Consider the following 16,131-nt stretch of genomic DNA (forward strand, 5'->3'; position numbering starts at 1 on the left):
CGGCATGCGTCATCGCGTGCGCGATGTCATCAACGGAATCTACAATAGGCGGTCTTTCTTTACCCGGACCGCCCATGAAACTGCCTGCCGCCTGGCTGTGCTGCCTGTTGCTGACCTCGCCGGCCTGGGCCGCGGACACCGTGGTCACCGGCAAGGTCTATCTGGAGCGCGACGGCAAACCCGGCCGCGGTGCGACCGATCCGGGCCTGGCCGGCGTGCAGGTCTCCAACGGCGAGGCCATCGTCAAGACGGCTGCAGACGGCAGCTACAGCCTGCCGGTGCGTGATGGCCAGACCGTGTTCGTGATCAAGCCCGATGCGTATTCCTTCCCGAAAGCGGCCGACGGCCTGCCTTCGTTCTGGCGGCACTATCGCCCGAACGGTTCGCCGGCGTTGAAGTACGGCGGCATCGCCGCGACCAGCGACGTCACCCGCAACTGGGATTTCGCCCTGCAGTCGGATCGCCATGACAGTCGGCGCGGCTTCCAGATGCTGGTGTTCACCGATTCGCAGACCGCCAGCCTGAAGGATATCGGCTACTACCAGCAGTCGATCGTCGCGCCATTGGTGGGACAGACCAAGGCGCGCATGGGCACCACCCTGGGTGACATCGTCAACGACGACCTGACCCTGTATCCGGCGATCAACAAGGTCACCACCGGACTTGGCGTACCGTGGTTCCATGTGCCGGGCAACCACGATCTCGACTTCGATGCGGCCAGCGACGAACACTCGCTGGACAGCTGGCGCAACATCTACGGTCCGGACACCTACGCGGTGGAAGAGGGCGGCGCCAGTTTCGTGTTCCTGGACGACGTGGTGTACGACCCCAAGGCCAAGCCGAAGTACATCGGCGGCCTGCGCGAAGACCAGTTCGCCTTCCTCACCAGCTACCTGAAGGGCCTGCACAAGGATCGCCTGCTGGTGCTGGGCATGCACATCCCGCTGTTCGACGCGGCGCCGGGGCGCGAGACCTTCCGCCATGCCGACCGCCAGCGCCTGTTCGACCTGCTGAAGGACTTCCGCAACGTGCTGGTGCTCAGCGGCCACAGCCACACCCAGCAGCACGTCTACCATGGCAAGGCCGAGGGCTGGAACGGCGACAAGCCGCTGCACGAATACAACGTCGGCGCCAACTGCGGTGCGTTCTGGTCAGGCGTGAAGAATGCCGCCGGCGTGCCGGACAGCACCATGAGCGATGGCACGCCGAAGGGCTATGCGTTGCTCGACGTGGCCGGCAATGGCAGCTACAGACTGCAGTACCGCGTGGCCGGAAAACCGGCCAGCGAGCAGATCGGCCTGCATGCGCCGAAGGTGCTGCGCCAGGGCGCCTACCCGGCCTGGGGCATCTATGCCAACGTCTACATGGGTGAGGATGCCAGCGTGGTCGAGTACCGCGTCGATGGTGGCGCCTGGCAGCCGATGAAGCAGGTCAGCCAACCCGATCCGCGCCTGGTGGTGGAGAACGTGGCCGACGATCTTGCAATCAGCCTGCGTGGCTACGACCGCTCGCCGGAGGCCACCGCATCGCCGCACCTGTGGCGTGGCGCGCTGCCGACCGATCTGGCCGTGGGCAGCCACAAGGTCGAGGTACGCTCCACCCAGCCTGATGGTGCAGTGTTCACCGCCACCACCAGCTACAGCCTGCAGACTGCCCAGCCCTGATCCACGGCGCCGCTGCCCAACGCGAAAGGACCCCGCATGGATATCCGCTTCATGGCCGGCACCACGCCGGTGACCCTCAGCCGCCACTGGTTCACCGGCGCGATGCTGCTGCAGAGCGCTACCGAGAAGGTCTGGGTGCAGCACCCGCTGCATCCGGGCACCCACTTCTCGTTCTCGCTGGTACAGTCGTGGCTGCGCCACATCGCCGGCCATGAAGTGCTGGTCGAGCGCACCCGGCCGCTGCTGGTCGCCGGCTTCCGCCCGCAGCGGCTGCGCGTGCTGGTGGATGGTGTGCAGGTGGCCGAACAGGAAGGCATGTAGGCCAACCTGAACCATCGGCGCGCTAGGCAAAGCCGCCCCGATGCCTGAGAATCGGGGCGATTCAATCGATCCAAGCAGGCCAGCGTGACCATCGCAGCAGCGTCCCCGGTTTCCTCCGACTCCGCCCGCGGCGGTCTTCCACGCCGTCTGGTCGTTGCCGATGTCGGCGGCACCTTCGCCCGCCTTGCGCTGGCTGAAACCCAACCCGGCCAGGCGCCGCTGCTGGGCAGCCATCGCACCTATGCCTGCGCCGAGCATCTCAGCCTGGCGGCGATCCTGGCCGATTTCACCGCAGGCCTTGGCCAGCCGGTGCAGACCGCGGTGGTGGCCATCGCCGGACTGCTCGATGGCGATGTGCTGATCAATTCCAACCTGCCATGGACGGTTTCGCTGTCGGCCACCCGCGCGCAGTCCGGGTTGGGCGAACTGCAGCTGATCAACGATTTCGAGGCGGTGGCGCTGGCCATCCCTTATCTGCAGCCGGACACGCTGGTGCCGCTGAACGGCGATGCTGATCCGGCGCAGGCATTCCCGGCGCTGGTGCTGGGTGCCGGTACCGGCCTGGGCGCCGCACTGCGCTTTGCCGACGGCGAGCGCCCGGTGCTGGCCAGCGAGATCGGCCATGCCGCGCTTGGCGCCGGCAACGCGCTGGAACTGCAGGTGCTGGGCAAGCTGCTGCAGCGCTGGTCGCACGTGGACAACGAGCGTGTGCTGTCGGGCAGTGGCCTGATGAACCTGTACCCGTGCCTGTGCGAGCTGCGCGGTGCCACCGCGGTGTGGACCAGCACCGAAGCGCTGATCGGTGCCGCCCGCAGCGGCGAGGATGCACTGGCGGTGGAAACGCTGCAGGTGTTCTGTGCCTGGCTGGGCAGCCTGGCCGGCGACGCGGCGATCGCCGTCGGTGCGCGCTCGGTGTACCTGGCCGGGGGCATTTCCGCGCATGTGCAGGATTTCCTGGCCGATGGCCGCTTCCGTGAGCGCTTCCTCAACAAGGGCGTGCTGACCGAGGTGCTGCGCCAGGTGCCGGTATGGCGAGTGGAGCACGGCCAGTTGGGCGTGCTCGGCGCAGCGGTCTGGCACGCCGCACGGCAGCCCACGCACGACTGATCGGCAGGGTCGGCATCGGGCCGGCCGTGCATTGCAGACTGGGAGGGGAAGATGGTGGATCGCAGGCAGTTCCTGCAGGCCGGTGCACTGGCTGCAGGCATGGTGGCTTTGCCGGGCGTGCAGGCGCGCACGCAGGGTGGGGCCAAGGTGGTTTCGACCTGGGACTTCGGCGTACCGGCCAACCAGGCCGCGTGGAAGGTACTGGCGCAGGGCGGCAGCGCGCTGGATGCGGTGGAAGCAGGCGCACGCTGGGCCGAGAGCGAGCTGTGCAACCCCACCGTCGGCCATTGTGGCAACCCGGATCGCGACGGCGTGCTGAGCCTGGACGCGAGCATCATGGATGGCGATGGCCGTTGTGGCGCCGTGGCCGCGCTGGTCGACATCCTGCATCCGGTGTCGGTGGCCCGCAAAGTGATGGAGAACAGCCCACACGTGCTGCTGGTGGGCGAGGGCGCGCAGCAGTTCGCGGTGCAGCAGGGTTTCGAGCGCAAGCACCTGCTGACGCCGCAGGCCGAAGCGGCCTGGCGCGAGTGGCTGAAGACGGAGAAGTATCAGCCGCAGATCAACGCCGAGCGCCGTGGTATTCCCGGCAACAGCGACAACCACGACACCATCGGCATGCTGGCGCTGGATGCCAAGGGCCACCTTGCCGGTGCCTGCACCACCAGCGGCATGGCCTGGAAACTGCACGGCCGGGTCGGCGACAGCCCGATCATCGGTGCCGGCCTGTATGTCGACAACGACGTGGGCGCGGCCACTGCTTCGGGCGTGGGTGAAGAGATGATCCGCAACGCCGCTTCGTTCCTGGTGGTCGAACTGATGCGCCAGGGGCGCTCGCCGGCACAGGCCTGCCGTGAAGCCATCGACCGCGTGGTGCGCAAGCGCCCCGAAGCGAGCAGGACACTGCAGGTCTGCTTCCTGGCCATGAACAAGCAGGGCGAGGTGGGCGCCTACGCGTTGCATCGCGGCTTCGTCTACGCCGTGTGCGATGGGCAGCGCCAGGATGACCTGCGCGACTCGCCGTCGATCTACACGAGCACCCAGGCGTGAGCACGCGGCTGACCCTGGAGGTTGCCAGTAACTCGCTGGCCTCGGCGCTGGCCGCCCAGGCCGGCGGCGCCGACCGCATCGAGCTGTTCGACAACCTGGCCGAGGGTGGCACCACGCCGTCGTTCGCCACCATCGCGCTTGCGCGCGAACGCCTGTCGATTCCGCTGTTCGTGCTGGTGCGACCACGCCCGGGCGACTTCCACTACGACGCGCTGGAAACCGAACTGATGCTGCGTGACATCGCGCAGTGCCGCGCGCTCGGCTGCGATGGCGTGGTGATCGGTGCGCTGGATGTGCAGGGCGGCATCGACGTGGCGCTGTGCCGTGAACTGGTGCAGGCTGCCGGGCCGCTGCAGGTGACCTTCCATCGCGCCTTCGATGCCGCCCGCGATCTGCCGGCGGCACTGGAACAGGTGATCGAACTGGGTTGCCAGCGCGTGCTGACCTCGGGCGGCCAGGTCAGTGCCGAGGCCGGTGCCGATGTGCTGGCGGGCCTGGTCACCCAGGCGGCGGGACGTATCACGGTGATGGCCGGCGCCGGGCTGGGCCCGGCCAATGTCGCCGCCGTCGCACGACGCAGCGGCTGCACCGAACTGCACGCCTCGGCCAAAGGCCTGCGGCGCTCGGCCATGCAGTTCCAGAACCCGGACCTGCGCGGGCTGGACCCGGACTGGAGCCAGACCGCCACCGCGACCGTGGCCGCACTGCGTCAGGCCCTCGACGGCTGATCGCAGGGCCGGGGTCGGATCCCTTCGCAGAAGGGCTCCGACCCCGCTGCGGAACGCGCACCGGTTGCCGAAAAGTGACGCTTCTGACGTGCGCGGATGGCCAGTCAGTCTGCCAAACATCGGAACGCAGGGGCCTCTGTGTTTCCGGGTAGACGATCAAGCCAGGATTATTGACAGTGGGGTCCAACTCCCCGTGGCAATGATCCTCCTTCCGCATGCCTCGATTGCTCCTGCTATTTCTCTGTTTGCTGCACACCGCCGCAATAGCTGCAGAGGAAAGACAGCCCCCCAGTGTTTATCTGGAAGGCGGTCGGACCCGAGGGCGGCGGCATCGACGATTTGCTGGGCGGCGTGACGCTGGCACCCTCTGCTACAGGCGTGTTCGTCGACGCACGGGTACATCGGATCGGGGAGAAGCGCTTTCGCGCGCTCTATCAGGTGTTCGATTCAAACGCTTCCAACCCGATGGGGCGCTGTGGCGCGGGGCGTGAGATCCATCTGTTCGTCTACGAATTGACCCTGCCGAAGCCCATTGAGCGCGGCAGGGTATTGATCAGCAGCTGCCTTGAGACCCTGTCTCTGGCGAGCCAGAACTCAGGGCGACCCCACAGTGAATCCGACTTTTCCTGGGTCATCTGGCAGGGCGACGGGTTCACCATCGAGTGGTGGGGTATCAGACACAGAGGCGATGCGTCGAGCCGCTACGCCCTCCGAAATGGCCACTTCGTCCCGACTCGATCGGGTGAGGGGAATCGCTGAGGGCGGACAAAACCGTTCCGCGCGCGATTGTCGCGATCGTGTCATTGACGTGTGCGCTGTTCTCTCAGCGATGTTTCGCAACCCTTTGATTGTTCTGGATGCCGGCAGCCGATAGCGGCATTTCCTCGGGCATTGCTGCATCGCCGCATGCCCGGCGTGGTTCAGCTGTGCTTTAGTTTGGATCGATCCACAGGGGAGGGTGTCGGGACGGTCTTGAACCGATCCAGGTGCCCGGATCAGCCGTAGCGCCGCGCCACCACCCGTCCGTGCGTCCACACTTTCGAAGAGCAACCACCCATGGCTCAGATCGTCCGCAAGCGTCGTCACCTGCTGTCCCAGGCCCTGGTCCTGGCCCTGTTGCCCCTGGCTGCCAGCGCGCAGGAGGCTGCCAGTTCATCCACCAAGGATCTCGACGCGGTCACCGTCACCGGCTCGCGCATCAAGCGCGCCAGCGTCGAAGGCCCGGCACCGGTCAACGTGATCACCGCCGCGCAGATCCAGAAGGAAGGCTTCGTCAGCGTGTACGACGCGCTGAAGACCCTCACCGAAGCGACCGGCACTGTTGAAGCCGCCTCGCAGTGGGGCTCGCACACGCCCAATGCCAGTGGCCTGAACCTGCGCGGGATGGGCCCGAACCGCTCGCTGCTGCTGGTCAACGGCCGTCGCGTGGCCGACTACCCGCTGCCCTATGGCGGTGAAACCAACTTCTCCAACTACGGCAACATTCCGGCCGCGGCGGTGGAGCGCATCGAAGTGCTGACCGGTGGCGCCTCGGCCATCTATGGGTCGGATGCGATCGCCGGCGTGGTCAACGTCATCCTCAAGACCAACTACGACGGCGACGAGGTGCGCGTGCGTGGCGGCACCTCCACCGAGGGTGGGCGCGACACCTGGGACCTGTCCTGGGCCGGCGGCAAGACCGGCGACAACTGGAGCGTGACCTACGCGCTGCAGTACACCAAGCGCGATCCGTTGTTCGGCCGTGACCGCCCGCAGATGGACGACGCCGATGATGCGCCGTACCCGTCCTGGAACATGGAACAACGCAAGGTCGGCTTCCGTCCTACCGCCGGTCTGGCGCTGATCGATCCCACCACGGGCCAGCGCCTGGCGCCGCCCACCGGCACCTGCGAGAAGTTCGGCAGTGAGTACTACACTGCCGATCGACTGGTCTACAACTACGCCGCCAACACCATCACCAACACCGGCCGCCTGTGCGGCATGAGCGCCGACTACGCCAACTGGCTGCTCACCGGCGGCGCCGAGAACGTGTCCGGCAACCTGTATGCCACCTTCGATTTCAGCAATGACCTGCAGGCCTGGACCAATCTGGCGGTCTACCGTTCCGAAGCGATCTGGGGCACCAATCCGCCCGGCGTGTCGCTGGTCGACGATGACAACGGCTACTACTGGGACGCCAACCGCAACCGTCCGATTCTTGGCGTGCGCCAGTTCACCCCGAATGAGGTTGGCGGGCTGGATACGTTGCGCAACACCAACCGCGAACTGTCCTGGGACTGGAGCGCCGGCCTGCGTGGCCGCCTCGCCGACCGCTTCGACTGGAGCGCCGCGGTGGGGCGCTCGTACTACCGCGTGGAAGAACGGCAGAACGTGGTCGACAAGCAGAAGTCGTACGACTACTTCCTCGGCCCGAAGCTGGGCACCACGGCCGATGGCGAGGCGATCTACGCCTTGAACGAATCGCGCTGGTGGAATCCGCTGACGCCGGACCAGTACTGGCAGATGGGTACGGTGGCGAAGAACCGTGCGGCGTCCTGGGTCAACCAGGCCTCGGCGGATATCACCGGCGAACTGTTCCAGGGCTGGGCCGGCCCGATCTCGTTCGCCGCGGTGGCTGAAGTCGCGCAGCAGGGTTATCACCTCAGCCCCGACCCACGCGCAGGCATCGACTTCGACCTGCAGAACGTCGATCGCGGTGGCGGCGAGCGCACCCGCTATTCGGCCGGCGTCGAATTCAAGATTCCGCTGCTGGACAGCGTGACCGCCACTGCGGCCGCGCGCTATGACCGCTATGGCAACTACAAGGCCGACGACAGCAGCGAAGCACTGAACATCGGCAGCCAGAAGGAAACCACCTGGAACGTCGGCCTGGAATGGCGCCCGGTTGAATCGTTGCTGGTGCGTGGCTCCTATGCCACCAGCTTCCATGCGCCGGACATGCATTACCTGCTGGGCCAGCCGAGCAGCTCCGAAGTGCAGACCTATGACCGCCTGCGCTGCATCCAGAGTGGCGCGTACCTGGTCAACAACTGCGGCGTGGGCAACACCGATGTCTGGTACACCTTCGACGTGAACCGGCGTGGCACGCCGCTGCTGCGCTCGGAAACCGGTGATTCGTGGACGGTCGGTTTCGTCTGGGACGTGATGCCGAACCTGTCGGTCAGTGCCGACTACTGGGCGATCAAACTGGAAGACATGATCGTCGACGTCGGCGCCGATGAGGTGCTGGCCAGCGAGGCCGGCTGCCTGACCGGCAAGAACATCGATGGCACGCCATGGGCCAATCCGGCCGGTGGCGAATACTGCGCCGGCATCCTGGCACGCGTGAACCGTGACAGCAGCGGCCGCTTGGTGTCGATCGAGCGCGGCCCGTTCAACCTGGCCAGCCGCGAAGTACGTGGTGTCGACCTGACCGCACGCTATCGCCTGGAAACCGCGCAGTGGGGCAGCTTCCAGCTGGGCCTGAACTACACCAACCAGATCTCGACCAAGGAACAGCGCTACGCCAACGACCCGAACCCGGAACGCCGCGACCGCGACCTGCGCAGCAAGCTGCGCGCGAGCCTGGCCTGGCAGCACGGCAACTGGAATGCCAATGTCTATGCCGACCGCGTGGGCTCGGTGCCGGGCGTGCGCTACCACTGGGGCACCGACCGCCTGGACAACCCCGGCGGCTGCCTGCCGTTCGCCGACGGCTACGTGCCCAGCGACAGCCCGTCGCTGAACTGCCTGGAGCCGGCGACACGTCCGGACGGCTCGCCGAACCCGAACCCCAATGCCGGGCAGCAGACGGCGCGCTACTACGGTCGAGTGGGGCCGTTCATCACCTGGAACTTCAACGTGGGCTACCAGGTGACCGAACACGCGAAGGTAAACGTGTACGTCAACAACGCCTTCAACTCCGCCAGCTGGAACCACAAGGACCCGTACAAGCTGGATTACGACTTCGCCCCGACCCGCCTGCTTGGCGCGGTCGGCCGCGAGTTCGCGTTGGAGTACGTGTTCACCTTCTGAGCAGACCCGCAGGGGGCGCCGGGCTTGATCCGCCTGGCGCCTCCGTCCGCTCGGTAGTTCCACGCCATGCGTGGATGAACCCCATCATGAACCCCGGGGTGGCTGGATTTGACCTTCCCACGATGGCAAGGTTTAGCCTGTCCGCATCCAGAAGGAACCCCGGGAATCCGATCATGAGCACGCCCCGCGCCACTGCAGCCCCCGCAAGCCCTGCCACCATCAGCCTGCCCATCGAGGGTATGACCTGTGCCAGCTGTGTCGGCCGGGTCGAGGTGGCGCTGTCCAGGGTCGAAGGCGTGGGCAGTGTTTCGGTCAATCTGGCCACCGAGCGCGCGGATATCCGCCCGTCCGGTCCGGTCGATCGGGCCGCGTTGATCCAGGCGGTGGAGCGGGTGGGCTACGACGTGCCCCCCGCCACCGTTGAACTGGCCGTGGAAGGCATGACCTGCGCCTCCTGCGTGGGCCGCGTGGAGCGCGCGTTGCTGGCGGTGCCAGGCGTGAGCCAGGCCAGCGTGAACCTGGCCACGGAGCGTGCGACCGTGCGCGGCGTGGCTGATACGGCCGCCTTGGTTGCGGCCATCGACAAGGTCGGCTACGCCGCCCGCCCGATCGAGGCCGGTGTGCAGTCCGATGATGAAGCCGCTGAAAAGAAGGATGCCGAGCGCGCCGAACTGAAGCGCGACCTGATCGTGGCGACCGCGCTGGCGCTGCCGGTGTTCGTGCTGGAGATGGGCTCGCACCTGATTCCCGGCATGCACGAATGGGTGATGGCCACCATCGGCATGCAGGCCAGCTGGTACCTGCAGTTCGTACTGACCCTGCTGGTGCTGGCCATTCCCGGCCGCCGTTTCTACCAGAAGGGGTTCCCGGCACTGCTGCGGCTGGCGCCGGACATGAATTCACTGGTAGCGGTGGGCACCGCCGCGGCGTTTGGCTACTCGGTGGTGGCGACCTTTGCACCGCGGCTGCTGCCGCCGGGCACGGTGAACGTCTACTACGAAGCGGCAGCAGTCATCGTCGCGCTGATCCTGCTCGGCCGCTTCCTCGAGGCCCGCGCCAAGGGCCGTACCTCCGAAGCGATCAAGCGTCTGGTCAACCTGCAGGCCAAGGTCGCCCATGTGATCCGTGACGGCCGCACCGTCGACATCCCGGTCAATGAAGTGCAGAGCGGCGACATGGTGGAAGTGCGGCCGGGCGAGCGCGTGCCGGTGGATGGCGAGGTGGTTGAAGGCCGCAGCTACATCGACGAATCGATGATCAGCGGCGAGCCGATCCCGGTCGAGAAGCAGCCGGGCAGCAGCGTGGTGGGCGGTACGGTCAACCAGGAGGGCGCACTGACGGTACGTGCCACGGCGGTGGGCGCGCAGACCATGCTGGCGCAGATCATCCGCATGGTCGAACAGGCGCAGGGCTCGAAGCTGCCGATCCAGGCGGTGGTCGACAAGGTCACGCTGTGGTTCGTGCCGGCGGTGATGCTGGCCGCGCTGGCGACCTTCGCAGTCTGGCTGATCTTCGGCCCGTCGCCAGCCCTGAGCTTCGCGCTGGTCAACGCGGTAGCGGTGCTGATCATTGCCTGCCCGTGCGCGATGGGGCTGGCCACGCCGACCTCGATCATGGTCGGTACCGGCCGTGGCGCTGAAATGGGCGTGCTGTTCCGCAAGGGCGAGGCGCTGCAGCTGCTGAAGGACGCGCAGGTGGTGGCGGTGGACAAGACCGGTACGCTGACCGAGGGCCGCCCGCGCTTGACCGATCTGGAGATCGCCAGCGGTTTTGATCACGGCACGGTGCTGGCGGCGGTGGCGGCGGTGGAGTCGCGCTCGGAGCATCCGATTGCCCGCGCCATCGTCGATGCAGCCACCGAGCAGGGCATCGCGCTGCCGTCGATGGTCGATTTCGAATCGGTCACCGGCATGGGCGTGCGTGCCAACGTTGATGGCGCGCGGGTGGAGGTCGGTGCCGATCGCTTCATGCGCGACCTGGGCGTGGACATCACTTTGTTTGCGACGCTGGCGGCAGAGCTGGGCACTCAGGGCAAGTCGCCGCTGTATGCCGCCATCGACGGCCGCCTGGCCGCAATCATCGCGGTATCCGATCCGATCAAGCCGAGCACGCCGGCCGCAATCGCGGCACTGCATCAGCTTGGCCTTAAGGTGGCGATGATCACCGGTGACAATGCTGGTACCGCGCAGGCGATCGCGCGCCAGCTCGGCATCGACGAAGTGGTGGCCGAGGTGCTGCCGGAAGGCAAGGTCGAGGCGGTGCGCCGCTTGAAGGCCACACATGGCCATGTCGCCTTCGTCGGCGACGGCATCAACGATGCGCCGGCGCTGGCCGAGGCCGATGTCGGCCTGGCCATCGGCACCGGCACCGATATCGCGGTCGAGTCGGCCGATGTGGTGCTGATGTCGGGCAACCTGCAGGGCGTGCCGAATGCCATTGCACTATCGAAGGCAACGCTGGGCAACATCCGCCAGAACCTGTTCTGGGCCTTCGCTTACAACACCGCATTGATTCCGGTGGCGGCCGGCGTGCTGTATCCGGTCTGGGGCGTGCTGCTGTCGCCGGTGTTCGCGGCCGGTGCGATGGCACTGTCCAGCGTGTTCGTGCTGGGCAACGCGCTGCGCCTGCGCCGCTTCCAGCCACCGATGGCGGATGCCGCCGCAGCGACCCATTGAAGGAGATCCGTATGAACATCGGTGAAGCTGCCAAGGCCTCCAGCGTGTCGGCGAAGATGATCCGCTACTACGAACAGATCGGTCTGATTCCCGCCGCTGATAGAACCGAGTCGGGCTACCGGGCGTATTCGCAGGCGGACATCCACCGTCTGCGCTTCATTCGCCGCGCGCGCGATCTCGGCTTCCAGGTGGCCGAGATCACAGATCTGCTGGGCCTCTGGAACGACACCTCGCGGCACAGCGCCGACGTGAAGCACCTGGCCGAACAGCACATTGCCGATCTGGAACAGCGCATCGAGCACATGCGGCAGATGGCCGACACGCTGAAATCGCTGATCAGTTGTTGTGCCGGCGACGAGCGGCCGGAGTGCCCGATCCTGCAGCGGCTGGGTGAGGATGATCAGACGCCGGTGCCGGTCGATACCGCGAAGACCGGTGCGGTGCGGCGGCGTACGCACAAGCATTGACTCGATATCGCATGCATGAAAAAGCCCGCCGGGTGCAGCAGCACCGGGCGGGCTTTTCTGTGTGAGACGGGGGCAGGGGATCAGGCAGTACGCGGCGGGAAGCCGGCGTCGTTCACTGCGGCGAAGACGTCTTCCTGCGATGCGGTGGTCTGCACCTTGACCAGGCCGGTCGGCGGGTCGGCGACCACGCTGGCGTTGGGATCGATCTGCTGGATCGCACGGGTCACGCTGCGCGCGCAGCCGCCGCAGGTCATGCCATCGACATGGAATTCCATCTGTAGCTCCTTCGGTGCTCTTGGGGTGGAGTCAGTGTGCACCTTCCAACGATGGCAGGGTCAAGCGCCGGGCTGAACGACAGGCAAGGCGCCGACAAAAAACGGCAGCCACCTGTACCAGCGCGGCTGCCGTGGAGGAACGTCCCCGCCAGGGCGGGGCGTGGGTTGCACCGGGGCGCGCCTGGGCAACCCGGTGTTGCCTTAGAACTTCCAGGTAGCGCCGAAGTACAGCTGGCGGCCTGCATAGGTATTGGAGATCAGGCGTGCCTTGGTGTCGCTTCCCAGGTGCACGCGCTGCTCGGACTTGGTGGCATTGATCACCGAGGCGGTCAGGGTCCAGTCCGGGGTCAGGTTGTAGGCCACGTTCAGGTCCAGCTGGTCATACGGCTCGGTGTAGACGGTGAGGCCATTGTTGAGCCCACCGACCACCTGGCCGCGACGGTTGAACGAGGCGCGCGCGATGAACTTCTCGTTCTCGTAGAAGACCGTCACGTTGGCCTGGTTCTTGGCGCTGCCGACCAGCGGCGAGGAGCCGATTTCCTGCCCGTCCAGAACAATGGAAGCCAGGTTGGTGTCGTTGTAGGTGTAGTTGGCCTGCACGCCGAAGCCGAAATCGAAGGTGTACTGGCCATACAGCTCGACGCCCTGCGACACACCATCGCGGCCATTGGCCTGGGTCTCGTAGCGCTGCACGTTCACCGCTTCACCGTTGATGACCATGGGCGTGTCGCGCACCACCGGCAGGGTGAAGTTGTCCACGTTCTTGCGGAACAGGCTGACGCCGGCGACCGCGCCCGGCTGGAAGTACCACTCCAGGCCCAGGTCGAACTGGGTGGCCTTGAACGGCTCCAGCTGCTTGTTGCTGCCCTGGCCGACCCAGCCTGCGGTCGATGCGCCACCGGCAACGCGGCGATCATTGACGTACTCCTCGCTGTAGTAGCTCAGTGCGCCCGGTGCTGCGATGTCGGTGTAGCCAGGGCGGGCGATCACCTTCGATGCGGCACCACGCAGCACCAGCGTGTCGGTGATGTCCCATGCAATGTTGAAACTCGGCAGCACGTCGGTGTAGGTGCGGTCCACGCCGATCAGGCTGTAGGTCTTGCTCTGCGCCAGGTCATGCGGCAGGCGCACGAAGCCGCTCTCGCAGCTGTAGGTCGGGTAGGCCGCAGCGGCGGGATCGGTGCACGCCATCGGCGCGCCGGACGCGTTGTCCAGGAAGTAGTCGTTGAACTTCTCGATCGAGTCGGAAGACTGCGCGAACTGCTTGGTGCGCACCACACGCACGCCGACATTGCCGCGCAGGCGCTCGGTGCGGAAGTTGGCCTGGAAGTAGCCGGAGTAGATCTTCTCGTTGACGTTGTAGACGAAGTCTTCCTCGGTACGGTTGTGCGAACCACCGTAGGTCTTGTTCAGATAGTCGATGTACGCCGGGTAGTTGATGCCCGGGAACACATTGGCATTGAAGCCACCGGCAATGTTGCTGATCGGGTTCGACAGGAAGAAGCCGGGCTGCGCATCGCCGGCAGTCGGATCGCAGCCACTCTGGTAGCGGCTGTTGTCATAGTCGGCCGGGTCACGGCCCGGGCATACCCAGTAGGTGTTGCCGGTGTTGCGGTGGACCTTGCCATCACGGTACTTGGCACCGAACTGGATCGAATCCAGCCAACCGGACTCGAACAGCTTGGTCACGTCGGCCTGGAAGTAGTTCTGCTTGACCTCGGTGCGCTTCCACGACGAATCGGTCGAGCCGGTGTCGACTTCGGCGATGCCGTTCATCAACTGCTGCTGCAGGTCGGGCGAGAAGGTGGCAGACGGCGTGCCGGTCAGGTCCCATGCGCTGTACTGGTTACCGGACAGGTAGTCGTTGCCGACCTTGCGGCGCGGCTTGGCCGACATGCGGAAGTTCATCGACGGACCACCTTCAGACCAGGTGCGGCCACCGGTGAACGAGGCCTTCCACAGCGGGCTGATGTCCCAGTCGATGGTCAGGTCGGCGGTCTGCGACAGCGCCTTTTCCTTGCTGTAGCCACCGGTCAGCTGCGGTGTCGGAATCGTGCAGTCGTCCGGGCCCCAGCCGCCGGGCTTGAGGCCGGCGGCCTTGGCCTGGTCTTCGCTGCAGTAGTAGGTCTTTCCGGCCAGCTTTTCGAACTGGGCACCGGTGACGGTGTTGCCGCTGGGGTCGAAATCCAGGCCGTTGAGCAGGCGGCCGCCGGCCCAGTTTCCATCGCCGTTGAAGCGGGCCATGCTCCATTCCGGAATCTTCAGCATGTTCTGGGTGTAGTCACCCTGCAGCTCGAAGCGGAAGTAGTTGGCGGTCATCGTGACGTTGTCGACCGGCTTGAACTGGAAGGTCAGCTGGCCGCCCTTGCGCTCGCGCTTTTCTTCCTTCACGGCGAAGTTGACCGAGGTCGGCATGAAGAAGTCGCTGTAGTTGCCGCCGGTCTGGTTGTTGAAGCCGGACTTGCCCCACCAGTAGTGGATGCCGTCCTGCTGCTGCACGTTGCCATAGGCGTCGCGTGCCTTGCCGGCGCCGTACCACTGGTAGTCCTCGGTGCTGGCTTCCATGGTACGGGTCGTGCGCTTCTGCTGCGTCACGCCGACCAGCACGCCGAAACGCTCATCCTTGCTGTGCCACGAATACAGGGCCGAGGCCTGCGGGTCGATATCGTGGTGGGTATCGGAGGAGGTGCCCTCGAGCGTGACGAAGCCCGAGTTGGACTCCATGTCCAGCGGACGGCGGGTGTGCAGGATGACCGTACCGCCGATGCCGCCTTCGTCGATGCGTGCTTCCGGCGACTTGAACAGCTCGGCGCTGGACAGCATGTTCGACGGCAGCAGGGTGTAGTTGAACGAACGGGTGGCTTCGTCGTTGGTTTCCGACGTGGCCACGTAGTTGCCATTCAACTGGGTCAGGGTCAGGTCCGGCGCAAGGCCGCGCACGCTGACACTCTTGCCTTCACCACCGCTGCGGGTGATGACCACGCCGGGCACGCGCTGCAGTGCGTCGGCCACGTTCTTGTCGGGGAACTTGCCGACGTCCTCGGCGGTGATCACTTCGACAACGGCGTTGGCGTCGCGCTTCTGCTCAAGGCTCTTTTCGATGGCGTAGCGGTAGCCGGTGACCTGGACGCTGTCCAGGTTGGTGGCTTCCTGCGAGCCGCTGGTGGTTGCCTGCTGCGCGGCGGCGCCGGCCGGAACGACGGCGGCGGCCAGGGCCAGCGCGATGGCCAGCGACAGTGCGTCCTGGCCATGCGTACGTGTTGAATGCTTCATTCCCATCTCTCCCTCTCTCCTGGATTGATCCGGTGACGTGGCACGGACAACTTGAATCGATCTAATTTGAAGTGACATTGTCGCTATCGCTATCGCCATGCAGTGGCAGTTGCACCGTGCGCGTGGCCTGGTACGTCCTGTTGCCGCTCCCCCAACTCCCGGCCATCGCAATGTCGTCTTGGATCGATCTAAGCGATGGGCGGGCGTTTTTTAGCATGGGTCGCCCGTGGGCGCATGCTGCTCCGCAATATGGTACTGGCGTGGCGAAGGGATGACGGTTTGCTGAAAACAGTGAAATCGTTTTCGTGCGCAGGGGAGGGTGGGTCGGCAGGGCTGCGCCCTGCACCCGCGGTGTGCCGGCCGCTGGCCGGCAACAACCCAAAGCCAAAGCGGCTCTGGTTTTCTGCTGGTTTGGTGGGGCGGTGTGGGCTGGCAGGACACGCCGTAAACCCCCCTTCCGGGGTCCGGCCCAGCCGCTGGCGGCTGTGCGTTCGGGCGCTTGCGAAGCAGTGCTTCGCAAGCAAAGCGCCCTCACCCCTGGGGGCTCGATGGCGCCA

11 protein-coding genes are annotated in these 16,131 nt (G+C 65.9%); 9 read left to right on the plus strand and 2 right to left on the minus strand.

Annotated elements, in window-relative coordinates; all coding sequences use genetic code 11:
* The first annotated feature begins 74 nt into the window (after positions 1-74).
* The 9 genes from AC5P6S_RS09130 (at position 75) to cueR (ending at position 12,026) form a co-directional block, all read left to right on the plus strand.
* Entirely contained in the window at positions 75-1,664 is a 1,590-nt protein-coding gene (locus AC5P6S_RS09130) for a calcineurin-like phosphoesterase C-terminal domain-containing protein (protein ID WP_005409433.1), read from the plus strand.
* Positions 1,665-1,700: 36 nt separating this feature from the next.
* Positions 1,701-1,985 (plus strand): hypothetical protein, encoded by a 285-nt coding sequence (locus AC5P6S_RS09135; RefSeq protein WP_065183921.1) that lies wholly within the window; start codon positions 1,701-1,703, stop codon positions 1,983-1,985.
* 84 nt (positions 1,986-2,069) lie between these two features.
* Positions 2,070-3,092 (plus strand): glucokinase, encoded by a 1,023-nt coding sequence (locus AC5P6S_RS09140; protein WP_065183920.1) that lies wholly within the window; start codon positions 2,070-2,072, stop codon positions 3,090-3,092.
* Between the two features lie 51 nt (positions 3,093-3,143).
* Positions 3,144-4,142 carry a glycosylasparaginase gene (locus AC5P6S_RS09145; RefSeq protein ID WP_065183919.1) on the plus strand — a complete coding sequence of 333 codons (999 nt, stop codon included), beginning with the start codon at positions 3,144-3,146 and terminating at the stop codon, positions 4,140-4,142.
* Positions 4,139-4,870, plus strand: coding sequence for a copper homeostasis protein CutC (locus tag AC5P6S_RS09150; protein ID WP_012480042.1), 732 nt, complete (start codon positions 4,139-4,141; stop codon positions 4,868-4,870). The genes AC5P6S_RS09145 and AC5P6S_RS09150 overlap by 4 nt, the downstream gene beginning before the upstream one ends.
* 291 nt (positions 4,871-5,161) lie before the next feature.
* The gene (locus AC5P6S_RS09155) at positions 5,162-5,629 is read left to right on the plus strand and encodes a hypothetical protein (RefSeq protein WP_065183918.1); all 468 of its coding nucleotides are present in this window, start codon (positions 5,162-5,164) and stop codon (positions 5,627-5,629) included.
* A gap of 297 nt (positions 5,630-5,926) precedes the next feature.
* Positions 5,927-8,884: a TonB-dependent receptor plug domain-containing protein gene (locus AC5P6S_RS09160; protein ID WP_495204563.1), complete on the plus strand. Its 2,958-nt coding sequence runs from the start codon at positions 5,927-5,929 to the stop codon at positions 8,882-8,884.
* Positions 8,885-9,057: 173 nt separating this feature from the next.
* Complete coding sequence (locus AC5P6S_RS09165; RefSeq protein ID WP_495204564.1) at positions 9,058-11,559, plus strand: heavy metal translocating P-type ATPase; 2,502 nt, start codon at positions 9,058-9,060, stop codon at positions 11,557-11,559.
* Positions 11,560-11,570: 11 nt separating this feature from the next.
* Positions 11,571-12,026 (plus strand): Cu(I)-responsive transcriptional regulator, encoded by a 456-nt coding sequence (gene cueR, locus AC5P6S_RS09170; protein WP_005409440.1) that lies wholly within the window; start codon positions 11,571-11,573, stop codon positions 12,024-12,026.
* Between the two features lie 80 nt (positions 12,027-12,106).
* On the opposite strand, the gene AC5P6S_RS09175 is transcribed toward cueR, so the two are convergent.
* Both AC5P6S_RS09175 and AC5P6S_RS09180 read right to left on the minus strand, forming a co-directional pair.
* The gene (locus tag AC5P6S_RS09175) at positions 12,107-12,301 is read right to left on the minus strand and encodes a heavy-metal-associated domain-containing protein (protein WP_005409441.1); all 195 of its coding nucleotides are present in this window, start codon (positions 12,299-12,301) and stop codon (positions 12,107-12,109) included.
* 201 nt (positions 12,302-12,502) lie between these two features.
* Complete coding sequence (locus AC5P6S_RS09180; protein ID WP_495204565.1) at positions 12,503-15,580, minus strand: TonB-dependent receptor; 3,078 nt, start codon at positions 15,578-15,580, stop codon at positions 12,503-12,505.
* Positions 15,581-16,131 lie beyond the last annotated feature (551 nt).

The sequence above is a fragment of the Stenotrophomonas sp. YJH_SMC_119 genome (assembly GCF_059368315.1).